At 65.7% G+C, this 24,936-nt stretch carries 19 protein-coding genes and 1 tRNA gene; 2 read left to right on the top strand and 18 right to left on the bottom strand.

The genetic code is table 11. The features are described from left to right. Positions 1-139: 139 nt before the first annotated feature. The 13 genes from tpiA to polA all read right to left on the bottom strand — a co-directional run bounded on the left by tpiA (position 140) and on the right by polA (position 19,736). A complete protein-coding gene (gene tpiA, locus E3O28_RS02485) occupies positions 140-940 on the bottom strand; it encodes a triose-phosphate isomerase (RefSeq protein WP_104100554.1) in 801 nt (266 codons plus the stop codon). Then, a complete protein-coding gene (locus E3O28_RS02480; protein ID WP_134342444.1) occupies positions 931-2,145 on the bottom strand; it encodes a phosphoglycerate kinase in 1,215 nt (404 codons plus the stop codon). The genes tpiA and E3O28_RS02480 overlap by 10 nt, the downstream gene beginning before the upstream one ends. 11 nt (positions 2,146-2,156) lie before the next feature. Continuing rightward, positions 2,157-3,161 carry a type I glyceraldehyde-3-phosphate dehydrogenase gene (gap, locus tag E3O28_RS02475; RefSeq protein ID WP_104100552.1) on the bottom strand — a complete coding sequence of 335 codons (1,005 nt, stop codon included), beginning with the start codon at positions 3,159-3,161 and terminating at the stop codon, positions 2,157-2,159. 84 nt (positions 3,162-3,245) lie between these two features. Further along, a complete protein-coding gene (locus E3O28_RS02470; RefSeq protein ID WP_134415123.1) occupies positions 3,246-3,872 on the bottom strand; it encodes a superoxide dismutase in 627 nt (208 codons plus the stop codon). Positions 3,873-3,997: 125 nt separating this feature from the next. Further along, positions 3,998-4,978: a DNA-binding protein WhiA gene (whiA, locus tag E3O28_RS02465; protein WP_104100550.1), complete on the bottom strand. Its 981-nt coding sequence runs from the start codon at positions 4,976-4,978 to the stop codon at positions 3,998-4,000. A gap of 98 nt (positions 4,979-5,076) precedes the next feature. Next, complete coding sequence (rapZ, locus tag E3O28_RS02460) at positions 5,077-5,952, bottom strand: RNase adapter RapZ (RefSeq protein ID WP_104100549.1); 876 nt, start codon at positions 5,950-5,952, stop codon at positions 5,077-5,079. A gap of 62 nt (positions 5,953-6,014) precedes the next feature. Then, complete coding sequence (gene uvrC, locus E3O28_RS02455; RefSeq protein WP_104100548.1) at positions 6,015-7,883, bottom strand: excinuclease ABC subunit UvrC; 1,869 nt, start codon at positions 7,881-7,883, stop codon at positions 6,015-6,017. Positions 7,884-7,900: 17 nt separating this feature from the next. After that, positions 7,901-10,768, bottom strand: a complete 2,868-nt coding sequence (gene uvrA / locus E3O28_RS02450; RefSeq protein WP_233191356.1) for an excinuclease ABC subunit UvrA — start codon at positions 10,766-10,768, stop codon at positions 7,901-7,903. A gap of 98 nt (positions 10,769-10,866) precedes the next feature. Further along, a complete protein-coding gene (gene uvrB / locus E3O28_RS02445) occupies positions 10,867-12,930 on the bottom strand; it encodes an excinuclease ABC subunit UvrB (protein WP_134342446.1) in 2,064 nt (687 codons plus the stop codon). A gap of 10 nt (positions 12,931-12,940) precedes the next feature. Beyond that, positions 12,941-13,570 carry a dephospho-CoA kinase gene (coaE, locus tag E3O28_RS02440; RefSeq protein ID WP_104100572.1) on the bottom strand — a complete coding sequence of 210 codons (630 nt, stop codon included), beginning with the start codon at positions 13,568-13,570 and terminating at the stop codon, positions 12,941-12,943. A 99-nt stretch (positions 13,571-13,669) separates the two neighbouring features. Further along, the gene (gene rpsA / locus E3O28_RS02435) at positions 13,670-15,127 is read right to left on the bottom strand and encodes a 30S ribosomal protein S1 (protein WP_104100545.1); all 1,458 of its coding nucleotides are present in this window, start codon (positions 15,125-15,127) and stop codon (positions 13,670-13,672) included. A 178-nt stretch (positions 15,128-15,305) separates the two neighbouring features. After that, positions 15,306-16,982, bottom strand: coding sequence for a DUF885 domain-containing protein (locus E3O28_RS02430; protein ID WP_134415122.1), 1,677 nt, complete (start codon positions 16,980-16,982; stop codon positions 15,306-15,308). Positions 16,983-17,057: 75 nt separating this feature from the next. Further along, complete coding sequence (gene polA / locus E3O28_RS02425) at positions 17,058-19,736, bottom strand: DNA polymerase I (protein ID WP_134415121.1); 2,679 nt, start codon at positions 19,734-19,736, stop codon at positions 17,058-17,060. Positions 19,737-19,792: 56 nt separating this feature from the next. On the opposite strand from polA, the gene E3O28_RS02420 reads away from it, so the two are divergent. After that, on the top strand, positions 19,793-20,269 hold the full coding sequence (locus E3O28_RS02420) for a hotdog fold thioesterase (protein WP_134415120.1): 477 nt from the start codon (positions 19,793-19,795) through the stop codon (positions 20,267-20,269). Between the two features lie 19 nt (positions 20,270-20,288). On the opposite strand, the gene E3O28_RS02415 is transcribed toward E3O28_RS02420, so the two are convergent. Continuing rightward, complete coding sequence (locus E3O28_RS02415) at positions 20,289-20,894, bottom strand: response regulator (protein ID WP_104100541.1); 606 nt, start codon at positions 20,892-20,894, stop codon at positions 20,289-20,291. Between the two features lie 38 nt (positions 20,895-20,932). Here E3O28_RS02415 and E3O28_RS02410 point away from each other — a divergent pair. After that, positions 20,933-21,018 (top strand) — tRNA-Leu (locus E3O28_RS02410). Positions 21,019-21,111: 93 nt separating this feature from the next. On the opposite strand, the gene E3O28_RS02405 is transcribed toward E3O28_RS02410, so the two are convergent. From E3O28_RS02405 to pyk, 4 genes are all read right to left on the bottom strand, one after another. Beyond that, the gene (locus tag E3O28_RS02405) at positions 21,112-21,591 is read right to left on the bottom strand and encodes a hypothetical protein (protein WP_233191355.1); all 480 of its coding nucleotides are present in this window, start codon (positions 21,589-21,591) and stop codon (positions 21,112-21,114) included. Next, complete coding sequence (locus tag E3O28_RS02400) at positions 21,588-22,508, bottom strand: DUF6545 domain-containing protein (RefSeq protein ID WP_134415119.1); 921 nt, start codon at positions 22,506-22,508, stop codon at positions 21,588-21,590. Before E3O28_RS02400 ends, E3O28_RS02405 begins: the two co-directional genes overlap by 4 nt. 122 nt (positions 22,509-22,630) lie before the next feature. Then, positions 22,631-23,125 carry a hypothetical protein gene (locus tag E3O28_RS02395; protein WP_134415118.1) on the bottom strand — a complete coding sequence of 165 codons (495 nt, stop codon included), beginning with the start codon at positions 23,123-23,125 and terminating at the stop codon, positions 22,631-22,633. A 322-nt stretch (positions 23,126-23,447) separates the two neighbouring features. Further along, on the bottom strand, positions 23,448-24,893 hold the full coding sequence (pyk, locus tag E3O28_RS02390; RefSeq protein ID WP_104100538.1) for a pyruvate kinase: 1,446 nt from the start codon (positions 24,891-24,893) through the stop codon (positions 23,448-23,450). Between the last annotated feature and the right edge of the window lie 43 nt (positions 24,894-24,936).

Below are 24,936 nucleotides of genomic sequence, written 5' to 3'. Positions count from 1 at the left end.
GGGCCCAAAAAACCCATCAAGATCAGTGATAATCATAGCCTGACTCACGAACCAGCCCACCGACCCCCTGTTGGGGGCCGATGGGCTGCTTCGAGGCCTGCTGCCGAGTTGAGACAGCAGATGTGGTGCAGTTGTCTTGTTACAGACCGACGTGCTGCTGGAAACGGACGATGCTCGAGAATTCGTCGATATCCAGGCTGGCACCGCCCACCAGGGCGCCGTCCACGTTCGGCTCGCGCATGAAGCCCGCGATATTCGAACCCTTCACGGAACCGCCGTACAGGATACGGGTCTTGTCGGCCACATCCTGGCCCAGCGTCTCCGTGAGCACGAGACGCAGTTGCGCCGCCACCTGCTCGGCCTGCTCCGGCGTTGCCGCCTTGCCGGAACCGATCGCCCAGACGGGCTCGTAGGCGACGACGAAGTCGGCCGCGTTGGTCACGCCGGCCAAGGCCGCGCGCAGCTGGGCGACCGGTACGGCGCTCGGGCCGTGCAGTTCCAGGTCCGCGGCAGACTCGCCGACGCAGATGATCGGAACCAGGTTGTGCTTGAGCGCTGCCGTGACCTTCGCCGAGACGATCTCGTCAGTCTCGGCGTGCAGTGTGCGGCGCTCGGAGTGACCGATCAACACATACTTGCACTCGAGCTGCGCGAGGAACGCGCCGGAGATTTCACCGGTGTACGCGCCCGAATCCTGGGCCGACAGGTCCTGGCCGCCGAAGACGATCGGGAGCTTGTCAGCGGAGACGAGCGTCTGCACGGAGCGGAGGTCGGTAAACGGTGGGAACACCGCGACCTCGACCGCTGCGACATCGTGCTTCGCATCCTTGAGATTCCAGGCGAGCTTCTGGACGAACGCGATGGCCTGGAGGTGGTCCAGGTTCATCTTCCAGTTTCCGGCAATCAGCGGAGTGCGTCGTGGGTGTTCGTTTACTGCCATCCGAGGACCTCCAGTCCTGGCAGGCGCTTACCCTCGAGGAACTCGAGGCTCGCGCCGCCGCCGGTAGAAATGTGACCGAACTGGTCATCGGTGAAACCGAGGATGCGCACGGCCGCGGCCGAATCTCCACCACCGACGACACTCAGGCCGTCGACCTCGGTCAGCGCGCCGGCCACCGCACGGGTGCCCTCCGCGAACGGCGCCAACTCGAACACGCCCATCGGGCCGTTCCAGAAGACCGTCTTCGACGACCGGATGATGTCGGCGAACGCCGCACCGGTCTCCGGTCCGATGTCCAGACCGAGACCGGAGGCACCGAACGTGGTGCTCTCGATCGCGTCGGCCGGGGTGACCGCCACTTCGGCGTCTGCCCCAAACTTGGAGGCAACGACGATATCCGTCGGCAGCACGATCCGCACGCCCAGGCGCTCCGCTTCCTGAAGGTAACCGCGAACGGTTTCGATCTGGTCGGCCTCCAGCAGGCTTGCGCCCACCTTGTGGCCCTGAGCGGCGAGGAACGTGTACGCCATGCCGCCGCCGATGAGCAGCGAGTTGACGCGGGGCAGCAGGTGCCCGATGACGCCGAGCTTGTCGGACACCTTCGAGCCGCCCAGAACGACCGCGTACGGCGCTTCGGGCTTCTCGGTGAGGCGGTCCAGGACTTCGAGCTCAGCGGCGATCAGGAGGCCGGCCGCGCTGGGAAGGATCCCGGCGAGGTCGTACACACTGGCCTGCTTGCGGTGCACGACGCCAAAGCCATCCGAGACGAGCACATCGCCCAGAGCGGAAAGCTCCGTGGCGAAGGCGCCGCGCTCGGCGTCGTCCTTGGCGGTCTCCCCCGCGTTGAAGCGGAGGTTCTCGAGAACAACCACGTCACCGTCGGTGAGGGCGGCAACGGCAGCCTGAGCCGACGCCCCGACCGTGTCCGTGGCGAATGCCACGTCCGCGCCCAGGAGCTCGCCGAGACGGTCGGCAACGGGAGCCAGGCTGTACTTGGCTTCCGGTGCGCCCTTCGGGCGACCGAGGTGCGACACGATCACAACTCGCGCGCCCTGCTCGATGAGGGCCTTGATGGTGGGCAAGGATGCCCGGACACGCCCATCGTCGGTGATCTGACCGTCTTGCAACGGCACATTCAGGTCACAACGGACGATGACGCGCTTTCCGCCGAGCTGCCCCAGTGAATCAATAGTACGCAGCGTCACTGCGGACTCCGTTAGAGGCTCTTGGCGACGAGCGCGGTGAGGTCAACCATGCGGTTGGAGTAGCCCCATTCGTTGTCGTACCATGCGGACAGTTTGACCTGGTCGCCGATGACGCGAAGCAGGCCGGCGTCGAAGATCGAGGAGTGCGGGTCGGTGACGATGTCACTGGAGACAATCTCGTCTTCCGTGTACATGAGGATGCCCTTGAGGGGACCCTCCGCGGCAGCCTTGTACGCGGCCTTGATGGCCTCGACGGTGACGGGACGCTCGGCAACGACGGTGAGGTCGGTGATGGAGCCGGTGGGAACCGGAACGCGAAGCGCGAAGCCGTCAAGCTTGCCCTTGAGCTCCGGCAGAACCAGGCCGAGGGCCTTGGCGGCACCGGTCGTGGTCGGAATGATGTTCAGAGCGGCCGCGCGGGCACGACGCAGGTCAGAGTGCGGGCCGTCCTGCAGGTTCTGGTCGGCCGTGTACGCGTGGATCGTGGTCATCAGGCCGTGCTTGATGCCGAAGTTGTCGTTGAACACCTTCGCGAGGGGCGCGAGGCAGTTCGTGGTGCACGACGCGTTGGAGATGATGTCGAACTTGGCCGGGTCGTAGTCTGCCTCATTGACGCCCATGACGATGGTTGCCGCCTCGCCGGAGGCCGGAGCGGAAACGATGACCTTCTTGGCACCGGCGGTGATGTGCTTGCGCGCATCCTCGGCCTTGGTGAAGCGTCCGGTGGATTCGATCACGATGTCGACGCCCAGGGCTGCCCAGGGCAGGTTGGCGGGGTCGCGCTCGGCAAGAACCTTAATCGGCTTGCCGTTGACGAGGATGGTGTCTCCATCGACCTCGACGGTGGCGGGAAGGCGACCGGTGATGGAGTCATATTTAAGGAGGTGAGCCAGCGTCTTCGCCTCGGTGAGGTCGTTCACGGCGACGATCTCGATGTCGCTGCCTTGGGCCAGGACGGCGCGAAGATAATTACGGCCAATGCGGCCAAATCCGTTAATACCAATCTTTACAGACACGAATGTCTCCTATTCTTGTGCGCCGAGGCGCGTTGTGGTGGGTGAATCGGACGGGCTGCGGGCCCCCGTGGGGGCCCACTCCTCTCAGGAAAGGAGCAGCAGTCCGGTGGTCTTTTCGCGTGCGATGGTGAAGCGTTCCTGGACGTTGGCCCAGTTGACGATGTTCCAGAACGCCTTCACATAGTCCGCACGAACGTTGCGGTAGTCGAGGTAGTACGCGTGCTCCCAGACGTCGAGCATCAGCACCGGAATCGTGCCGGCCGCAAAGTTGGCCTGCTGGTCGAAGAACTGTTGAATGATCAGGCGCTGGCCGATCGAGTCCCAGGCGAGAACCGCCCAGCCGGAGCCCTGTACGCCAAGGGCCACGGCCGTGAAGTGGGCCTGGAACTTGTCAAAGGAACCGAAGTTGTCCTCGATTGCGCTAGCCAGGTCACCGGTGGGCTTGTCTCCGCCATCGGGCGACAGGTTGGTCCAGAAGATCGAGTGGTTGACGTGGCCGCCCAAGTTGAACGCGAGGTCCTTCTCGAGCTTGTTCACAAAGGTGAGGTTGGCGCTGTCGCGAGCCTCGGCCAGCTGGGCCAGGGCTGTGTTGGCCCCGGTGACGTAGGCCTGGTGGTGCTTTCCGTGATGGAGTTCCATGATGGTGCCGCTGATACTCGGCGCAAGAGCCGAGTAGTCGTAGGCCAGAGCCGGAAGTGTGTATTCAGCCAAGGTGCATCTCCTCTGTAGTTGTCGGCGCGAAACGCTCCGCCACCCGTTCGTAAGCAACCATTCCAGTCTACTCAGGATGCGCTGTGGCTGTGACGAACGTGGATGAACGCTGAACGCCGGGCAGGTCAGACGTCATCGAGGTCGGCCGGGAGGTTCGCGTCCGTGCCCGGGATGCCCAGGTCGGCGGCCTTCTTGTCGGCCATGGCCAGCAGGCGACGGATGCGGCCGGCGACGGCATCCTTCGTCATGGGCGGGTCCGCGTGGTGACCGAGCTCGTCGAGGCTGGAGTCGCGGAAGGAGAGGCGCAGCTCGCCCGCATACCGGAGGTGCTCCGGGATCTCCTCGTCAAGGATTTCCATGGCGCGCTGCACGCGCGCGCACGCGGCCACCGCGGCCTGAGCGGAGCGGCGCAGGTTCGCGTCGTCGAAGTTGACCAGTCGGTTCGCAGTCGCGCGCACTTCGCGACGCTGGCGGAGGGCCTCCCAGTTGAGCACGGTCTCCTGCGCCCCCATCTGCACGAGCATGGCGCCGATGGCGTCGCCGTCGCGGATGACGACCCGGTGCACACCCCGAACCTCACGCGCCTTGGCGACGACTCCGAGGCGGCCGGCGGCTCCCACGAGGGCCATGGCAGATTCGTTCCCGGGGCAGGTGACCTCCAGCGCCGCCGAACGACCCGGGTCGGTCAACGAGCCGTGGGCGAGGAAGGCTCCACGCCAGACAGCGGCGATCTCTTCCTTCGAGCCCGTGGTGAGCCGGTTCGGCAGACCGCGAATCGGGCGCCGTCTCGCGTCGAGCAGCCCGGTCTGGCGCGCGAGGGTTTCGCCGCCGTCAAGCACTCGCACCAGGTAGTGGCTGGCGCGCCTCAGGCCGGCGGCGGGGATCACGGTCACGTCGCTGCGCACGCCGTAGAGCTCGGCGAGATCTTTGCGCACCCTCCTGGCGAGGAGAGGGGTGTCGAGCTCTGACTCGATGGCGATCCGGCCGGAAATCATGTGCAGTCCGCCGGAGAAGCGGAGAATGGTGGCCAGTTCCGCTGCACGCACCGTGGTCTTTGAAATTTCGACGCGAGCAAGCTCGTCTTTGACGTCGGCGGTGAGTGCCAATCGCTTGTCCATTCTGTCGTCCTGGCCTGATGTGGGGCCGAGTTGTAGTCGTTCTGGCCGGAGTGGGCGTCTGCTGGATGCAGTCGCCCGTGACCGGGTTATTCCCGTCCGAGGTCGCGGTTCTTGACGCTGACCGCGACACCGGGGAAGTCCTTGACCAGGGCCGCGATTTCCGCGGCCATGGCGACCGAGCGGTGCTTGCCGCCCGTGCACCCGACCGCGATGGTCGCGTGGCGTTTGTTCTCCCGCTGGTACCCCGCGAGGACCGGTTCCAGGGCCGCCGCGTAGTGCGAGATGAACTCCCGCGCCCCGGTCTGGGCGAGAACAAAATCCCGCACCTCGGAGTCTTGGCCGTTGTGGCTGCGCAGTTCGGGAACCCAGAACGGGTTGGGAAGGAAACGCACATCGGCGACCATGTCGACGTCGGTGGGAAGGCCGTACTTGAAGCCGAAACTCATCAGCGTGACGTGCACCCCGGCGGCGTCCTCGGCGGCGAAGCGGTCCGAGATCGACGTGGCCAGCTGGTGGATGTTGAGATCGGAGGTGTCGATGACGAGGTCGCAGGACTCGCGCACGGCGCTGAGCTTGACGCGCTCGGCCGCGATGCCGTCAAGGATCGTGCCGTCGCCCTGCAGCGGATGCGGTCGTCGCACGGATTCGAACCGTCGCACGAGCACGTCGTCGCGGGCTTCGAGGAAAATGACCCGTACCTGGGACGTCTTGCGCAGCGAGTGCAGGATCTCCTGGAAATCGGTGAAGAAGTCTCGGCCGCGGATATCGACCACGGCAGCGATCTTCGGCAGGCTGGTGCCGGCCCGGCCGACGAGTTCGGCCAGCGGGCGCAGCATCTGCGGCGGAAGGTTGTCGACGACGTACCAGCCCAGGTCTTCCAGCGCGTTGGCCACGGTGGAGCGGCCTGCGCCGGACATCCCCGTCACGATAAGCATTTCCTGCCTGTCGTTCTCCGTTGTCATTCTGGACTGCGCCTTCGATCGGGTGGAACCTAAGTGTCCAGCCTACCGATCAGCCGGACCGTTCAGGCGCGCAAGTGGCGATGAATCGCCTCGGCCAGCACCGGACCGATGCCGCGAACGTCGGCAATCGCCTCCGCCGGCGCCTCCTTGAGCCGGGTGACGGAGCCGAAATGCTGCAGGAGCACCTTGACTCTGGCCGGGCCGAGACCGGGGACCTCGTTCAGCACCGACGTGATGTCCCGCTTCCTTCTCGAGCGCTGGTGCATGATCGCGAACCGGTGCGCCTCGTCGCGGATGCGCTGGATCAGGAACAGGGCGTCACTGTTGCGCGGCAGGATCACCGGGTAGTCGGAGTCCGGCAACCAGATTTCCTCGAGCCGCTTCGCGATTCCGCACAGCTGGATACCGGTGACGCCGGATTCGCGCAGCGCCCGCGCCGCCGCGGCCACCTGAGGCTGGCCGCCGTCGACGATGAGCAGGTTCGGCTGGTACCGGAACTTCTTGCGCGTCACCGTGGCATCGGCCTCGCTCTCCGGCGCCGCTTCCTCGTCGGGGATCAGGTAGGCCAGGCGGCGGGTAAGCGTGCGGTAGATGGAGTCCGTGTCATCCGTGGACTCGGGGATGCTGAACCGGCGGTACTCGTCGGTTCGCGGCAACCCGTCTTCGAACACCACCATGGAGGCGACGATGTTGGTGCCGCTCAGGTGCGAGACGTCGTAGCATTCCATCCTGAGCGGCGCGGAGGGCATCTCCAACGCCTCCTGGATGTCTTCGAGGGCCTTGGACCGGGCGACGAAGTCGGAGCTCCGCCGGGTCTTGTAGAGCATCAAGGCATGCTTGGCGTTCTGGGTCGCCGTGGCGAGCAGGGCGGCCTTCTCGCCCCGCTGGGCAGCGACAAGCCGGACCTTGCGTTTGCCGACGCCGGCCAGCCAGGTTTCCAGCGCCGCGGCGTCGTCGGGCAACTCCGGCACAACGATCTCCCGCGGAGGCACGGCTCCGGAGCCGTAGGCCGTCAGCATGATCGAGTCGATCAGGTCGCTCGTCGTGAGGTCCAGTTCCTTGTCGACCATCCAGCCGCGCACACCGCGGATGCGGCCGCCCCGCACGATGAACAACTGCACCGCCGCGGCGAGTTCATCCTGGTCGATGGCGAACAGGTCGATGTCGACGCTGTCGCGGAGCACGACGGCGCTCTTCTCCAGAACGGCGTTCAGCGCCCGCACCTGGTCGCGCCGTTTGGCGGCGACCTCGTAGTTCTGGCCCACCGCGGCATCCTTCATCTCCGCGGTCAGCTGGTTGATCAGCTTGCGATCCTGGCTGCCCATGAAGCTGACGAACTCATTTACGATCACCCGGTGCTCCTCGATGGAGACCAGGCCGGAGCAGGGGCCGAAGCACCGCCCGATCTGCCCGCCGAAGCAGGGCTTGCCGGACTGAATGGCCCGTTTGTAGTTGGCGTTGTTGCAGGTACGGATGGGGAAGGCTTTGAGCATCAGCTCGATTGTCTCGTGCACGGCCCAGACCTTCGGGTACGGTCCGAAATACCGGGCGCCGCGGATGCCGGTGGTGCGGGTGACGAGAGCCCGCGGCGCCTCGTCGGCGAGGGTCACCGCGAGGTACGGGTAGGACTTGTCGTCCTTGAACCGCACGTTGAAGGGCGGGTCGAACTCGTTGATCCAGGTCCACTCCAGCTGGAGGGCCTCGACCTCGGTGCCGACGACCGTCCACTCAACCGAGCTGGCCGTGGTGACCATGCGCCGGGTGCGCTCATGCAGGCTGCTCAGCGGGGCGAAGTAGTTCGCGAGCCGCGCCCGCAGGTTCTTGGCCTTGCCGACATAGAGTACCCGCCCGGTTTCGTCACGAAATCGGTACACCCCGGGACTCGTGGGGATCTCGCCCGTCTTGGGGCGGTAGCTCAGCGCATCGGACATGATGGTTCCTGAGGCGGTCAGTGTGCCGCCAGGATCTCCTTCAGGAACACGCCCGTGTGGCTCTTCTTCACGGTGGCGACGTGCTCCGGGGTTCCGGTGGCAAGCACGCGGCCCCCGCCGGAGCCGCCCTCGGGACCAAGGTCGATCACCCAGTCCGCGGACTTTATCACGTCGAGGTTGTGCTCGATCACGATTACGGTGTTGCCCTTGTCGACCAGGCTGTTCAGCACAAGCAGCAGTTTGCGCACGTCTTCGAAGTGCAGGCCGGTCGTGGGCTCGTCGAGCACGTACACGCTGCGGCCATTGGACCGGCGCTGCAGCTCGGTGGCCAGCTTGACGCGCTGGGCCTCGCCGCCGGACAGCGTCGTGGCGCTCTGGCCGAGGCGCACGTAGCCGAGGCCGACCTCGACGAGGGTGTTCAGGAACCGGTGGATGGACGAGATCGCCTCGAAGAAATCGGCGGCCTCGCTGATCGGCATGTCCAGCACCTCGGCGATGCTTTTGCCCTTGTAGTGCACGGTGAGGGTGTCGCGGTTGTAGCGCGCTCCCCCGCAGACCTCGCAGGCAACGTAGACGTCGGGCAAGAAGTTCATCTCGATTTTGATCGTGCCGTCGCCTGAGCAGGCTTCGCAGCGGCCGCCCTTGACGTTGAAGCTGAACCGGCCGGGCAGGTAGCCGCGCGCCTTAGCCTCGATCGTCTCGGAGAAGAGGGTGCGGATCTTGTCGAAGACGCCGGTGTAGGTGGCAGGGTTGGAGCGCGGCGTGCGCCCGATCGGGGCCTGGTCGACGTGGATGACCTTGTCGAGCTGCTCGAGCCCGGTGACGCGAGTGTGCCGGCCGGGGAGTTTGCGGGCGCCGTTGAGCCGGTTGGCCAGTACCCGGTACAGGATGTCGTTGACGAGAGACGACTTGCCCGATCCGCTGACGCCGGTCACGGCCGTGAACGTGCCGAGCGGGAAGCTGACCGACACCTTCTTGAGATTGTTGGCCTCCGCGCCGATAACCGAGATTTCGCGCGCCGGGTCGATCTCGCGCCTGGTGGCCGGGGTCGGGATGGATCTGCGGCCGGCAAGGTAGTCCCCGGTCAGCGACTCCGTGTTGGTGAGCAGGTCGGCGTAGGAACCGGAATGCACGACATGGCCGCCGTTGACGCCGGCGCCCGGACCGATGTCGACTACCCAGTCGGCCGTCTTGATGGTGTCTTCGTCGTGCTCAACCACGATCAGGGTGTTCCCGAGGTCGCGCAGGGTAACCAGGGTCTCGATCAGCCGTCGGTTGTCGCGCTGGTGCAGGCCGATGCTCGGTTCGTCGAGCACGTACAGCACCCCGGTCAGGCCGGACCCGATCTGGGTGGCCAGACGGATGCGCTGCGCCTCGCCGCCCGACAGGGTCGCCGCGGCCCGGGCCAGATTGAGGTAGTTCAGGCCGACGCGGATCAGGAAGTCCAGGCGCGCCTTGATCTCTCGCAGCACCTGCGCGGCGATGACGGCCTCCCGGTCGGTCAGCTCGAGCTTGTTCATGAAATCGCGGGCGTCGGTGAGACTGAGGTTGCAGACATCAGCGATGCTGGCCCCGTGCACGAGCACGGCGAGGACCTCGGGCTTGAGCCGGGTTCCGGAGCAGACGGGGCAGTCGACTTCGCGCAGGTATTCTCCCCAGCGGGCGCGCTGGGTGTCGGACTCCGCCTGCAGGTACTGACGTTCAATGTAGGGCACGACGCCCTCGAAGCCGGAGGTGTAGCTCATCTCCCGGCCGTAGCGGTTCTTCCACTTCACCTTGACCTCGAAGTTGTCGCCGCGCAGAACGGCGTCCTGCACCTCGGCGGGCAGTTCGCCCCACGGGGTGTCGAGGGAGAAGTCCAGGTCTCGGGCGAGCCCGTCGAGGAGCTTCTCGTAGTACTGGAACAGTCCCTTGCCCTGCGTGGTCCAGGGCAGCACGACGCCGTCCGCGATGCTGAGCTCGGGGTCGCCGAGAAGCAGGTCTGCGTCGACCGACATGCGCGTGCCGAGCCCGGAGCACTCAGGGCAGGAGCCGAAGGGCGCGTTGAAGGAGAATGTGCGCGGCTCGATCTCGGTGAGCTGCACGGGGTGGTTGTTGGGACAGGAGAGCTTCTCCGAGTAGCTTTGCCAGGCCTCGTCGCCCTCCCGGTCGACGTAGTTGATCTGCACGATGCCATCGGTCAGCTTGAGCGCCGTCTCAAGGGAGTCTGTGAGCCGGCTCAACAGGTCGGGGCCGGCGACCAGACGGTCGATGACCACGAAGATGTCGTGTTTGAGCTGCTTCTTCAGAACGGGCGGCTCGTTGAGCTGGATCGGGGTGCCGTCGACGATGGCGCGGGAATAACCGCCCGCTGCCAGTTCCTTGAACAGGTCGACGAACTCGCCCTTTTTTTGGGATACGACCGGGCTGAGCACCTGGTAACGGACGCCCTCATCGAGTCCCATCAGCTGGTCGGCGATCTGCTGCACGGTCTGTGCCTGGATGACCTCGCCGCAGACGGCGCAGTGCGGCACACCGATGCGCGCCCAGAGCAGCCGCATGTAGTCGTAGACCTCGGTGATGGTGCCCACGGTCGACCGAGGGTTGCGGTTGGTAGATCTCTGGTCGATGGAGACGGCAGGGCTCAGGCCCTCGATGAAGTCGACGTCGGGTCGGTCGACCTGGCCCAGGAACTGCCTGGCGTACGCGGACAGCGATTCGACGTAGCGCCGCTGGCCCTCCGCGAAGATGGTGTCGAACGCGAGCGAAGACTTGCCCGAGCCGGACAGCCCCGTGAAGACGACGAGCGAATCGCGCGGAATCTCGAGGTCCACGTTGTGCAGGTTGTGCACACGGGCGCCACGAACGTTGAGTTTTGATCCGGTCTCTACCTTGGAAATTGACACCATTCGATTCTATGCAGCGTCACGCGTCCAACCCTGCGAATCAGCACGCCCTGAGCGAACAAATGTTCGAAGTCTAGCCAGCCAGTCCAATCATCCGATCAGATGTGGCCGGCCTTCTCCATCTGGCGCAGCTCGCGCTTCAGCTCGGATACCTCGTCGCGGAGCCGGGCCGCGAGCTCGAACTTGAGCTCCCCCGCCGCCTCGAGCATCTGGCCGTTCAGGTCGGCGATAATCGACTCAAGGTCGTTCGCGCCGTTCGCGGCCAGTCCCTGCCGGCGCGGTGTCGCCGCGACGCCCTTGCGGCGGGTGTCGCGGCCGGCCAAAAGCTCGGCGGTGTCCGCCTCTTCCCGAGCGAGAACCTCAGTGATGTCAGCGATCCGTTTGCGCAGCGGGGTGGGATCGATGCCGTGAAGGGTGTTGTAGGCCACCTGCTTCTCGCGGCGGCGGTCGGTCTCGTCGATCGCGCGCTCCATCGAGGCTGTGAGCCGGTCGGCGTACATATGCACCTCGCCGGAGACGTTGCGGGCCGCGCGGCCGATGGTCTGGATCAGCGAGGTCGCCGAACGGAGGAAGCCCTCCTTGTCGGCGTCGAGGATGGCGACAAGCGACACCTCGGGCAGGTCGAGCCCCTCGCGGAGCAGGTTGATGCCCACGAGGACGTCGTAGACGCCGGCCCGCAGCTCAGTGAGGAGTTCGACACGACGGAGCGTGTCGACATCCGAGTGCAGGTACCGCACCCGCACGCCGGCCTCAGTGAGGAAGTCAGTGAGTTCCTCGGACATCTTCTTGGTGAGCGTGGTGACCAAGACGCGTTCGTTGCGGTCGACGCGCTTGTGGATTTCCTCGAGAAGGTCGTCGATCTGGCCCTTACTGGGCTTGACGATGATCTGCGGGTCGATCAGCCCGGTGGGACGGATGATCTGTTCAACGATGCCGTCGGCGATGCCCAACTCGTACTTGCCGGGGGTGGCGGAGAGGTAGACGGTCTGGCCGACGCGCCCCTTGAACTCCCCGAATTTGAGCGGTCGGTTGTCGAGGGCGCTCGGGAGCCGGAACCCGTGATCGACGAGTGTGCGCTTGCGCGAGGAGTCGCCCTCGTACATGGCGCCGATCTGCGGCACCGTGACGTGGGACTCGTCGATGACCATCAGGAAGTCGTCAGGAAAATAGTCGAGCAGGCAATGCGGCGCCTCCCCCGGTTGCCGCTGGTCGATGTGCCGGGAATAGTTCTCGATGCCGGAGCAGAAACCGATCTGCTCCATCATCTCCAGGTCAAACTGCGTGCGCATGCGCAGGCGCTGGGCCTCGAGCAGTTTGCCCTCGCGCTCCAGCTGTTCAAGCCGTTCGGCGAGCTCCTCCTGAATGGTGCCGATGGCGCGCTCCATCACGTCCGTGCTGGCCACGTAGTGCGAGCCGGGGAAGACGGCAACGGAGTCGAGCTTCCTCACGATGTCGCCGGTGAGCGGATGCAGGCTGTAGAGCGCCTCGATCTCGTCGCCGAACATCTCGATGCGGATGGCGAGTTCTTCGTACATCGGGATGATCTCGATGGTGTCGCCGCGCACCCGAAAGTGGCCGCGAGAGAAGTCGATGTCGTTGCGCTGGTACTGCATGGCAACGAACTTGCGGATCAGCCAGTCCCGGTTGACCTGTTGACCGACCTGGAGAGCGACCATGGCCTCGAGGTAGCCTTCGGGCGTGCCGAGGCCGTAAATGCAGGAAACCGTGGAGACCACGATGACGTCGCGCCGGCTGAGCAGGGAGTTCGTGGTGGAGTGCCGTAGGCGCTCGACCTCCGCGTTGATCGAGGAGTCCTTCTCGATAAAGGTGTCGGTCTGGGGCACATAGGCCTCGGGCTGGTAGTAGTCGTAATACGACACGAAATACTCGACGGCATTGTTGGGCATCAGCTCACGGAATTCGTTCACGAGCTGCGCGGCGAGGGTCTTGTTATGGGCGAGCACCAGGGTCGGCCGCTGCACCTGTTCGATCAGCCAGGCCGTGGTCGCCGATTTGCCCGTTCCGGTGGCGCCGAGCAGCACGATGTCGGTCTCTCCGGCGTTGATGCGGCCGGCCAGCTCGGCGATCGCTGTGGGCTGGTCGCCGCTCGGCGTGTACTCGCTCACCACCTCGAACGGATTAACAGAGCGCGTGGGTTCCATGCTCGTCAGTCTACGGAGCGCCTCTGACAATGCGCTGCTGACCCTGACCCCGCACCTGGTCCCACAGCACGTCGACCTGCTCCAGGGTCTGCTCAAGAGTGCCGCCCGTGTCGATGACGACGTCGGCGATCCTGTGACGGTCGGCGTCACTGGCCTGGGCGCGGATCCGGCGCTCCGCTTCGCCGACATCCATCGCCCGCAGCTCGACCATGCGGCGCACCCGGGTCGGCTCGTCGGCCTGGGTGACGACGACGAGGTCGAAAGGATGGTCGACGCCTGCCTCCACCAGCAGGGGCACGTCGTACACGACGATCGCGTTGCGGTCGGCATCTTCCGCCTCGCGGATCAGTGCGTTCGAGCGCGCGCGCACCTCGGGGTGCACGATCGCGTTGAGGCGGTCCAACGCCTCCGGGTCGCGGAACACGACCGCGCCGAGCGCCACCCGGTTCAGGCTGCCGTCGGGCAGCAACACCGCGTCACCGAAAGCATCCGCGATCTTGACGAGCCCCGGGGTGGCGGGCCCGACCACGACCCGCGCGAGTTGGTCGGCGTCGATGTGCACGGCCCCGTGCTGCACTAGCCGCCGCGCGACGGTGCTTTTTCCGGATGCGATCCCGCCGGTCAGTCCAATCAAGTACACACTTGCCATGCTAACGGCCCTCGATGGACGAACCGGCATCCGCCGGCGAAGCGAAAAAAGGCCGCACCCCGGAGGGTGCGGCCTTCAGTCAGCTCGGTGCTAGTTGGAGCTGGAGAGCTTCTCGCGCAGTGCTGCGAGGGCCTCGTCGTCCGCGAGCGTGCCGGCGCCGGCCGTCTCGTTCGAGAAGGTGTTGCCTGCGGCGGACGGGACATCGCTGACGGCGGTGATCTCGTCGTTCGCGGAGGCAACCTGCTTCTTGTGGGCTTCCCAGCGAGCCTGGGCCGCAGCGTAGTCCTGCTCCCACTTCTCGCGCTGGGTCTCGAAGCCTTCGCGCCACTCGTTGGTCTCCGGGTCGAAGCCCTCGGGGTACTTGTAGTTGCCCTGGTCGTCGTACTCGGTGAGCATTCCGTAGAGCGCCGGGTCGAACTCGGTGCCCTCGGGGTCGACACCGTCGTTGGCCTGCTTGAGGCTCAGCGAGATGCGGCGACGCTCGAGGTCGATGTCGATGACCTTGACGAAGACCTCGTCGCCGACCGACACGACCTGCTCGGCGAGCTCGACGTGCTTGCCGGAGAGCTCGGAGATGTGAACGAGTCCCTCGATGCCCTCGGCAACGCGAACGAACGCGCCGAACGGAACGAGCTTGGTGACCTTACCCGGTGCAACCTGGCCGATGGCGTGGGTGCGAGCAAAGACCTGCCACGGGTCTTCCTGCGTGGCCTTGAGGGAGAGCGACACGCGCTCGCGCTCGAGGTCGACCTCAAGGATCTCGACGGTGACTTCCTGGCCAACCTCGACGACCTCGCTGGCGTGCTCGATGTGCTTCCAGCTGAGCTCGGAGACGTGAACCAGACCGTCAACGCCACCCAGGTCGACGAACGCACCGAAGTTGACGATCGACGAGACAACACCCTTGCGGACCTGTCCCTTCTGAAGGTTGTTGAGGAACGTGGTGCGGCTCTCGGACTGAGTCTGCTCGAGCAGCGCACGACGGGACAGCACGACGTTGTTGCGGTTCTTGTCGAGTTCGAGGATCTTGGCCTCGATCTCCTGGCCCAGGTACGGGGTCAGGTCGCGAACACGGCGCAACTCGATGAGCGAGGCCGGGAGGAACCCGCGGAGTCCGATGTCCACGATGAGGCCACCCTTGACAACCTCGATGACCGAACCGGTGACAACGCCATCCGACTCCTTGATCTTCTCAACGTCGCCCCATGCACGCTCGTACTGAGCACGCTTCTTGGACAGGATGAGACGGCCTTCTTTGTCTTCCTTCTGAAGAACGAGGGCCTCAACCAGGTCGCCGACCTTGACGACCTCAGAGGGATCGACGTCGTGCTTGATGGAAAGTTCGCGGGAGGGGATGACGCCCTCGGTCTTGTAACCCACGTCGAGGAGAACCTCGTCGCGGTCGATCTTCACCACGGTGCCCTCGATGAGGTCTCCGTCGTTGAAGAATTTCAGAGTCTTTTCGACCGCGGCAAGAAAGTCTTCAGCAGATCCAATGTCGTTGATGGCGACCTGCTTGGGTGCCCGTTCGGTCGTTGCGTTTGTCATGTAGTAGTTGCTCCAGGATGGACATAGTTCGGGCCACACACGGGAAGAACTCGTGCTTGTGCACCATGCATGGCGGTGGACAGTTCGTCACAAGCGTGACAGTCAAGCTTAGCTGTTTGCGGGAGAGGCCGGCAACTTGCCCGTCCCCCACGGAAGCTACGCCGATCGACCCCGAACGTTAACCGAGCATCGCCGCCTGGAGGGTGTCCAGGCCGACCCCGCCGAGATCGAGGGCCTTGCGGTGGAACTCCTTGATCGAGAAGGCGTCACCCTCGCGCTCCCTGTAACTGTCCCGCAGCTGCTCCCAGATGCGCTGGCCGACCTTGTAGGACGGGGCCTGCCCCGGCCAGCCGAGGTACCGGTTCACCTCGAACTTGACAAAGCTCGCGTTCATGTTCACGTTCCGGCCCAAGAACTCCAAGGCGTAGTCGGCGGTCCAGGGGCCCGAACCGTCGGGCAGCCGCTTCTCGAGGTGCACGCCGATGTCGAGGACGACGCGGGCGGCGCGCATCCGCTGCCCGTCCAGCATGCCGAGACGGTCGGCCGGGTCATCGAGGTAGCCCAGCTGCTCCATCAGACGTTCCGCGTAGAGCGCCCAGCCCTCGGCGTGACCCGAGGTGCCGGCCAGCTGGCGGCGCCAGGTGTTCAGCTTGGCCCGGTTGTAGACGGCCTGGCCGATCTGCAGATGGTGGCCGGGCACGCCCTCGTGGTAAACGGTGGTCAATTCGCGCCAGGTGTCGAATTCGGTGATCCCGACCGGCACCGACCACCACATCCGGCCCGGGCGGGAGAAGTCGTCCGTAGGCCCGGTGTAGTAGATGCCGCCTTCCTGGGTGGGGGCGATCAGGCACTCGAGGCGTTTGATCTCGTCGGGGATGTCGAACTGGGTCTCGGAGAGCTCGGCGACGGCTCGGTCGCTGGTCTCCTGCATCCATTTCTGCAGGGCGTCGGTGCCGTGCAGCTTGCGGCTGGGTTCGGTGTCGAGGAACGCAATGGCCTCGGGCACGCTCGCGCCCGGCTTGATCAGGTCGGCGATGCTCTCCTGCTCGGCGACCATCCGCGCCAGCTCCTCCACGCCCCACTCATAGGTTTCGTCGAGGTCGATGGTCGCGCCGAGGAAACGGCGGGACTGCAGCAGGTAGAGGTCGCGACCGATGGCGTCACGGGTGGGGGCCCTGCCCTCGAGCTCGGTGCCGAGGAAGTCCGCCAGCGTTCCATAGGCCGCGGCAGCGGCACGCGCCCGGGTGTCGAGATCCTTGGCCAGCGAGGCCGGGAGCGCTCCCGTGTCGTGGCCGGCGTTGGCGGCGAGCTCGGCGAAGAAGCCGTCGTTCGCCGCGTGGCGCCGGGCCTGCAGGATGACTTCCTGCACTTGACGCCGGGCAGGCATACTGCCGCGCTCGATGCCGAGACGCAGGGTCTGGATGTAGCCGTCGATGGCCCCGGGCAGGGCGCGCAGACGGGCGCAAACGGTGTCCCAGTCGGCGACGGTGGCGGTGGGCATCAGGTCGAAGACCTCCCGGATGCCCTGGGCCGGCGACGCGATCACGTTCAGGTCGCGCAGCGGCAATCCGGCTTCGGCGCTCTCGACGTCGAGGGCGAGCGAGCTGCGCAGGTCGGTGCGGGTGACGACGTCGACGTCGTCGACTGCCGTGGCCGCGTCGAGGCGGGTGATGAAGGATCGGGCCGCGTCGACCCTGCGGTCCAGCCCGTCCGGGGAGTAGTCGCCGAAGCGGCCGTCAACCTCGGTGCGGCCGATGTACGTGCCCACGGTCGGGTCGATATCGACGAGGGTGTCCACCCAGTCCTCGGCGATCCGGTCGATCGGCGTGGGGGTGCGCTGCTTGTCGGTTGTCATGACCCGAGCCTAGAACACGCGCTCGACCGCGGGCGGAGCGCCGGACCTCGCATTCGGGCGGCTGGTAGTCGGTGCCTAGTGGGCGGCGGCATCCCAGTTGTCGCCGCGGCCGACCTGCACGTCGAGCGGCACCAACAGGTCCGCTGCGGTCTCCATCCGGTGCGTCACGACCTGGCGGAGCGCATCCCACTCCCCCGGGGCAACCTCAAAGATCAGTTCGTCGTGTACCTGAAGCAGCATGCGCGACTCCAAATTGCCGTCGATCAGGTCCACGGCGATCCCGTTCATCGCGATCTTCATGATGTCGGCGGCCGACCCCTGGATCGGCGCGTTGAGGGCCGCGCGCTCCGCGTTCTCGCGTACGACCCGGTTGGCGCTGTGCAGCTCGGGGAACGGGCGGCGGCGGCCGAATATGGTGGCCGTGTAACCATCTATTTTGGCCTGCTCGACGACATTGCGCAGGTAGTCGCGTACCGCGCCGAACCGGGCGAAGTAGTCTGTGATGAGCTGCTTGGCCTCCTTCGTCTCGATGCGCAGCTGCCGGGACAGCCCGAAGGCGCTCAATCCGTAGGCCAGGCCGTAGGACATGGCCTTGACCTTGGAGCGCATCTCGTTCGTGACGTCTTCCGGCGCCACGCCGAACACGCTTGCGCCGACGAACCGGTGCAGGTCTTCGCCGGCGTTGAAGGCCTCGATCAGTCCCGCGTCGCCGGAAAGGTGCGCCATGATGCGCATCTCGATCTGCGAGTAGTCGGCGGTGAGCAGGCAGTCGGCCCCGTTGGCCGCGTGGAATGCGGCCCGGATGCGGCGGCCCTCCTCGGTGCGCACCGGGATGTTCTGCAGGTTGGGGTCGGTGGAGGAGATCCGACCGGTGGCCGTGCCGATCTGCACGTACGTGGTGTGGATACGTCCCGTCTCGTCGATGGCCTTGTCCAGGGTCTCCACGATCTGGCGCAGCTTGGTGGCGTCGCGGTGCTGCAACAGCATGTCAAGGAACGGATGCGGGTTGCTGGCCTGCAGGTCGGCCAGAGCCCCGGCATCCGTGGAGAACCCGGTCTTGTTCGCCCGGGTCTTGGGCATGCCGAGCTGGTCGAACAGCACCTCCTGCAACTGCTTGGGTGAACCGAGGTTCACCTCGCGGCCGATCTCGGCGTAGGCGCCGGCGGCCAACCCGGCGGCGCGCTCGCCCAGCTGGCCGGACAGTGCCGACAACTGGTCATGGGAGACGGCCACGCCGGCCAGTTCCATGTCGGAGAGTGCCAGCAGGGTGGGCATCTCGATGGTGGTGAGCACCTCGCGGGACCCGTCGTCGAGCATCGCGTCGATGGCCGCGGCCACCCGGAACGTGTACCAGGACTCCACCGGCACGCCCCCGGCCTCGTTCTCGGCCGGGATCAGCTGGTTGGGGTCGGTCACCGGCAGGGTTTCGCCCAGGTATCGCAAGACGAGGGTAGCGAGGGTTTTGTCCGGCACCCCGGGGCGCAGTAGCCAGCCCGCGATCAGGCTGTCGAACACCAGCCCCGAAAAGTCCAGGTTGCTGCGGCGGAGCGCCTTGATCTGGCTCTTGGCGTCGTGCATGATCTTGGGCGAGTCGCTGGCCAGCCAGGCCTCGAATGCGAGGTAGTCCGTGCGTCCGGGCTGCCAGGGCAGGTTTACCGACTCGGTCGGTCCGGACACTCCGAAGCCGATGGCCTTGCCCTCGTGTACCTCGACGGAGAGAGCGAGGCCCTGCGGGGAGGCGACCGTGGCCCGGGCGATCCACGCGGCCAGCTCCTCGTCGAGCAGGTCCTGGGCGGCGGGGGCCTGAGGCGCGGCGACCAGCACTTCCTCCGGCACGACCACGGCGACGCCTCCGGTCGCGCCGGCGCCCTCAAGCTTGATCACGCGGTCAAGCAGGGTGCGAAACTCGAGCCGACCGAACACAGCGCGCACGGCCGGTTCGTCGATGGGGCGCCGCACGAGGTCGGGGAGCTCCACCGGGAGGTCGAGGTCGGTGACGAGGTGGTTGAGTCGCCGGTTGCGGATCGCGTTCTCTTTCTGCTCGCGCAGGTTGTTGCCGACGACGCCCTTGATCTCCTCGGCGTGTTCCAGGATGCCGTCGAGGCTGCCGTAGAGGCCGAGCCACTTCACGGCGGTCTTCTCCCCCACCTTGGAGATCCCGATCAGGTTGTCGCTGGTCTCGCCGACCAGGGCCGCGACATCCGGGTATTGTGCCGGCTCGATGCCGTACTTCTCGCGCACCCGGGCCGGGTCGTAGCGGGTGAGCGCCGAGACGCCCTGGCTGGCCGGGTAGAGCAGGGTGACGTTTTCGTTGACGAGTTGGATCGTGTCCCGGTCCCCCGAGACCACCAGGACATGGAAGCCTTCCTGGTTGCCGCGCACGGACAGTGTTGCGAGGATGTCGTCGGCCTCGAAGTCTTCCTTGGTCAGCGTCGTGATGTTCATCGCAGCCAGGGCCTCCTGCAACAGCGGCACCTGCCCGATGAACTCGCTTGGCGTGCTGGCCCGCGTGCCCTTGTAATCGGCGTATTCGCGCGTTCGAAAGGAGAACCGCGAGATGTCGAACGCCACGGCGATGTGCGTGGGCTTCTCGTTGCGCAGCAGACTGAGCAGCATGGACAGGAACCCGTGGATGGCGTTGGTGTGCTGCCCGTCGTGGGTCTGGAAACTGTCCACGGGGAGGGCGTGGAACGCCCGGTAGGCCAGGGAATGGCCGTCGATGATCATCAGGGTAGGCTTTTCGGAATCTGACACAGAGATAGCCTACAAGCGTCATCCGGCGCGGGCAGGTGCAGCGACCGAAGGTGACTATGATCCAGCAGACCACGGACGCCCTCGAGTGGGTCCAGCAGCGGGGAGCCGGCTCCCTGGCCGAAAAGATGGGCATCGAGTTCGTCGAGTTCACCATCGAGCGCGCGGTGGCACGGATGCCCGTCGAGGGCAACACGCAACCGGCGATGCTCCTGCACGGTGGCGCCTATGTCGTGCTGGGCGAGTCGCTGGGCTCGATGGCCGCCAATCTGCACGCCGGTCCCGGCCGCCTGGCGGTGGGGATCGAGATCAATGCCACGCATACCCGGTCGGCGACGTCGGGCTTCGTCACGGGTGTCTGCACGCCGGTGCACCTGGGCCGTACGCTCACGACGCACGAGATCGCGGTCACGGATGATCAGGGCAGGCGCTGCTCGACGATCCGGATCACCAATCTGATCAAGGAACTGACGAACCGGCCCGAGACGCAAGACCTTAGGCTTGAAAAACGGCCAGGCATCAACCCCGAAGGGTGATCTGCCCGGCCGCCGAAGGTTACTTCTTGGCGCTGAGTTGCTCGATAATCGCCTGGGCGACGTCGTGCATGGTGAGCCGGCGGTCCATGGACGCCTTCTGGATCCACCGGAAGGCCTCGGGCTCGGTGAGCCCCATCTTCTCGTTCAGCAGGCCCTTGGCCCGGTCGACGAGCTTGCGGGTCTCGAAGCGCTCGACGAGGTCGGCCACCTCGGCCTCGAGGGTGATGATCTGGCTGTAGCGCGACAGCGCGATCTCGATGGCGGGCAGCAGGTCGTTCGGGGTGAACGGCTTGACCACGTAGGCCAGCGCGCCCGCTTCCGTGGCGCGCTCGACGAGTTCTTTCTGGCTGAACGCGGTCAGCAGCACGACGGGGGCGATGTGCGCCTTGGTGATGCGCTCGGCCGCGGAAATTCCGTCGAGGTGCGGCATCTTCACGTCCATGATGACCAGGTCGGGCCGCAGCTCGGTGGCCAGGGCGACAGCGGTTTCTCCGTCGCCGGCTTCACCGACCACCTCGAATCCGGCGTCACGGAGGATTTCGACGATATCGAGGCGGATGAGGGACTCATCCTCGGCAACGACAACGCGGCGAGGAGGTACTGGGGTGGAGTCTTGGTCGGTCACGGGGGAAAGCCTACGGTATTCTGGAGCAGGTGTTGTGAGCCGGTGTGGCGGAATGGCAGACGCGGAGCACTCAAAATGCTTTGTTCGCAAGGACGTGTGGGTTCGAGTCCCACCACCGGTACCAACACCCCCAGGCAGAAATTTCCGCCGAGTCGGGCCGTTTCGGCTCTGCCGGGGCGTCAGCGCCAGTCGGTGCGTCGGCCAGACCGTCAGCCCGTCAGCCCTCAGCGGGTCGCGCGGCATCGCCGCGCTGCATGTCCTCTTCCAGGAGCGCGGTGATCGACCGCAGCGTCTCCGGGGACACATCCCCGAGCGTGCGTGCCGCGAAGTTGACCACGCGCTGGGCACGCAGGCTTTTCACGAACGCGAGCTGGGAATCGACGCGGTCGGGGAGGTCGCAGTCAGAGCCCAGCAGGTACTCCGGCGGGATACGGAAGAACTCGCCGATGCCCGTGAGCAGGTCGACGTCTGTCACGAGAGGCCCGTCCCCGGTGATCATGTAGGCCCACCGGGCTCGGGAGAGCGACAGGCCCCGCGCCTGCAGTCCCGCGGCGATCTGCTTGTAGGTGTGCGGCGTGTTGCCCTCGGCGACGACCACGTCAAGCAGGAGGTTGAGCTTGCGTGCCAGTTCCCGCTGCGGACTGATCGGTTCGCCGGGGATGCTGGGCCCGTCGTCGGCTGCTCGCGGGTCAATCACGATGTGTGGTCCTGTCGGGGTGTCGCGGGGCGGGCAAGGGTGGTGACGATCGAAGCTGCGGCGGGGATGGCCCGCACGTGGTTCTCGGCGGCGTTGATCAGTGTCCGTTCGGATACCGTCAGGCTCTGGTCTGGGTTGAGGAGCAGGCTATCCCGCACCTCGACGTAACGCCGGTACAGGTGAGCGCCGGGAGCCCGCACGAGGAGCAGCCCGACGCGCGAGAGGTCGCGCTCGATGCTGAGCTCCGGAGATCCGGCCAGCAGGCGCTCCCACAACGGAGTGATCTGCCACAGCAGCACCCGGTTGCGGCTGGTCTTCGCCAGGGCCTGGATACCCACTTCCATGGCAGTCAGACCCAGACCCAGGCCGAGGCAGACGGGAGCGGTGGCGAGGGCGATGTGGTAAGCGGTGTATGGCCACCCGTCAAAGGAGAAGACCGGACTGAGAAGGGCTGCGGTCACGCTCGCGAAGCTGACGATCGTGTAGACCAGAACCCCGAGGCAACCGAGCACAACGAGAGCGAGAGACGCCCGAGTGATCAACCGATGCTGAAGGCGCAGATCGGACGCGCATGCCGCACCTACCGACACGGAGAAGAGGGCCATCGCAATCCACGTGGTGGACGAGTAGGCGGCGAAATCCCAACGATTCGGAAAAGCCTCGTGGATCTGGTCTCGAAAACGCCAGTCTCCGCCGAAGAATAGGACAGCTTGGGCGGTGACAATTGCGCCGGTGACGAGTGCGGTCACCTGATTCCTACGCCGCGTGAGACCGCCCACGGACACGGCCTCCTGCACGATGCCGTCCAGGAGACCAATGGTAACGATCGCCGTTGCATGAAAGCTGAAGTAGGCGACGTTGTCCCCACCCAGTAGTCCGTCGACGGCGTTGTACACGACGTAAGGCTGCAGGGTCATTGTCGTCCCGAAAGCAACGAGGACCCAGAAGAGACGGCGACGACGACCGCGAAGGAGTGACGGCACGCACAATATTGTGGCGATCCAGATCAACGCCGACACCGATAGCAGGATGATCTGCACTACAGCACCCGGCCGAAACCGGTTCGGGGGCCGTTGGCCGTTTCGGCGCTGTCTCCGGACATGATCAGGGCCAGCCGGTCGCCGATCGCCTCGGCCAGGGCTTCCTGCTCGTCGGTGAAGTTGCTGCGGGACAGCGCGTATGCGATCGAGTCGAGCGGGATGAGGGGTGCGAGCAGCGCGACCCGCTCGGCCGGCATCAGCTGCTTCTCATGCCGCAGGATCATGTGGCCGAACTCATGGTTGATGAACTGCTGGCGGTGCACGGCGGAGTCCGTCGGCGCATGGTGGATGCGCTCGAAATTCTCCCCGGCGACCTCGATCCACAGCCCGCAGACTCCGGATTCTACGAGCCGCGGACTCGCCGCACGAATCAGGATCGCCTTGCCGCGCAGACCTTCCATGTACCGGTGCAGCGTCGCGGCGGTCAGCGGACGCGGGAGGGTGAGGGTGGCCACCAGTTCGCGCGCCCGCTCGGTGCGTGCTTCGTAGTTCACGTCCTGCTCCCCCCTGTGCGCCGCTGTCCCGTGGCGCCGGACCATGACATTAGACATGTCCAACAGGTGCTAGCCTGAAATGAGGTTGGACATGTCCACGCTACCGGGTCGGGGGACCCGCGCACGCCACGGACCGTCCAGTCGCGCTCCGGCTCGGAGTGTTCACGCGCACAGCCTCATGGGCGACACTGAAGGGGAACAGGGTGTCGCCCGGGGGCGGTGGGTCACAGAATCACGGCGCTCGGCTGTGCCGCGCAGATTTGACAGCACGAGAAAGCCCCGCCACCCGAAGCCGGGCGGCGGGGCTTTCTCCGTCGCGGCGCTACTTCTTCGCGTACGCCGGGTGAACTTCATTGTGGGCATCGCCGACGCGGTGCACACGGATGTCGTTCGTGGAACCCGCGATGCCGGGAGGGGAACCGCTGATGACGACGACCTTGTCACCGAGCTGTGCCAGACCCTGGCCCAGCAGGATGTCATCCACCTGTCCGAACATGGCATCCGTGTGGGTGACCCGGTCGACCAGGTAGGTCTGGATGCCCCAGGTGAGGGCCAGTCGACGACGGATACCGGGCTCCGGGGTGAAAGCCAGCATGGGGATCTTCGACCGCAGCCGGGACATCCGTCGGGCCGAGTCACCGGACTCCGTGAAGATGCACAGGAACTTCGCTTCGACGAACTCGGCGACCTCGATGGCGGCGAGGGTAATCGCACCGCCCTGGGTACGCGGCTTGTTCGTCAGCGGAACGATACGCTCCAGGCCGTGGTCCTCGGTCGACGCGACAATCCGCGCCATCGTCTGGACCGTGACGACGGGGTACTCGCCGACGCTGGTCTCGCCACTGAGCATGACCGCATCCGCGCCGTCGAGCACGGCGTTGGCGACGTCAGACGTCTCCGCGCGGGTCGGCACCGGGCTGTGGATCATGGACTCGAGCATCTGCGTCGCCACGATGACCGGCTTGGCCATGCGACGAGCGAGCTCGACCGCCTGCTTCTGCACGATCGGAACGGCCTCGAGCGGCAGCTCCACGCCCAGGTCGCCACGGGCCACCATGATGGCGTCGAACGCGTCGACGATGCCCTCGAGGTTCTCCACGGCCTGCGGCTTCTCGATCTTCGCGATCACGGGAACGCGGCGTCCTTCTTCGGCCATGATCTCGTGCACGCGGGTGATGTCGGCGGCGTCCCGAACGAACGACAGCGCGATCAGGTCCGTGCCGAGGCGGAGACCCCAGCGCAGGTCGGCCTCGTCCTTTTCGGACAGGGCCGGCACGTTGACGGCGACACCGGGCAGGTTGATGCCCTTGTTGTTCGACACGGGGCCGGCAACGATCACCTTGGTCGTCACGACGGTGTCGTTCGTGGCCACCACCTCGACCTTGACCTTGCCGTCGTCGATCAGCAGGAAGTCGCCGGGCCTGACGTCCTGGGGCAGGCCCTTGTACGTGGTGCCGGAGAGTTCCTTGGTACCCAGGATTTCTTCTGTGGTGATCTTAAAAATGTCTCCGAGGGCAAGTTCGTAAGGGCCGCCTTCGAATTTTCCGAGACGGATCTTCGGTCCCTGCAGGTCGACCATGACGGCGACGGCACGACCGGAGTCGTTCGCTGCTTTGCGTACATTCGCATAAACACCCTCGTGGACCTGGTAGTCCCCGTGGCTCAGGTTCATCCGGCAGACGTCGACACCGGCATCGATAAGGGCACGAATTTGATCGTAGCTGGCTGCTGCCGGCCCGAGCGTGGCGACAATTTTGGCGCGTCTCATTCTGAAAGAACTCCGGTTTCCGCGCTGTTTCGGCGCATATTCT

Source organism: Cryobacterium sp. TMT2-14 (assembly GCF_004402465.1).
GTDB classification, from domain to species: Bacteria; Actinomycetota; Actinomycetes; order Actinomycetales; family Microbacteriaceae; genus Cryobacterium; species Cryobacterium sandaracinum.
The sequence above is the reverse complement of the archived record's forward strand: the minus strand, read 5'-3'. Positions and strand labels throughout refer to the sequence as shown.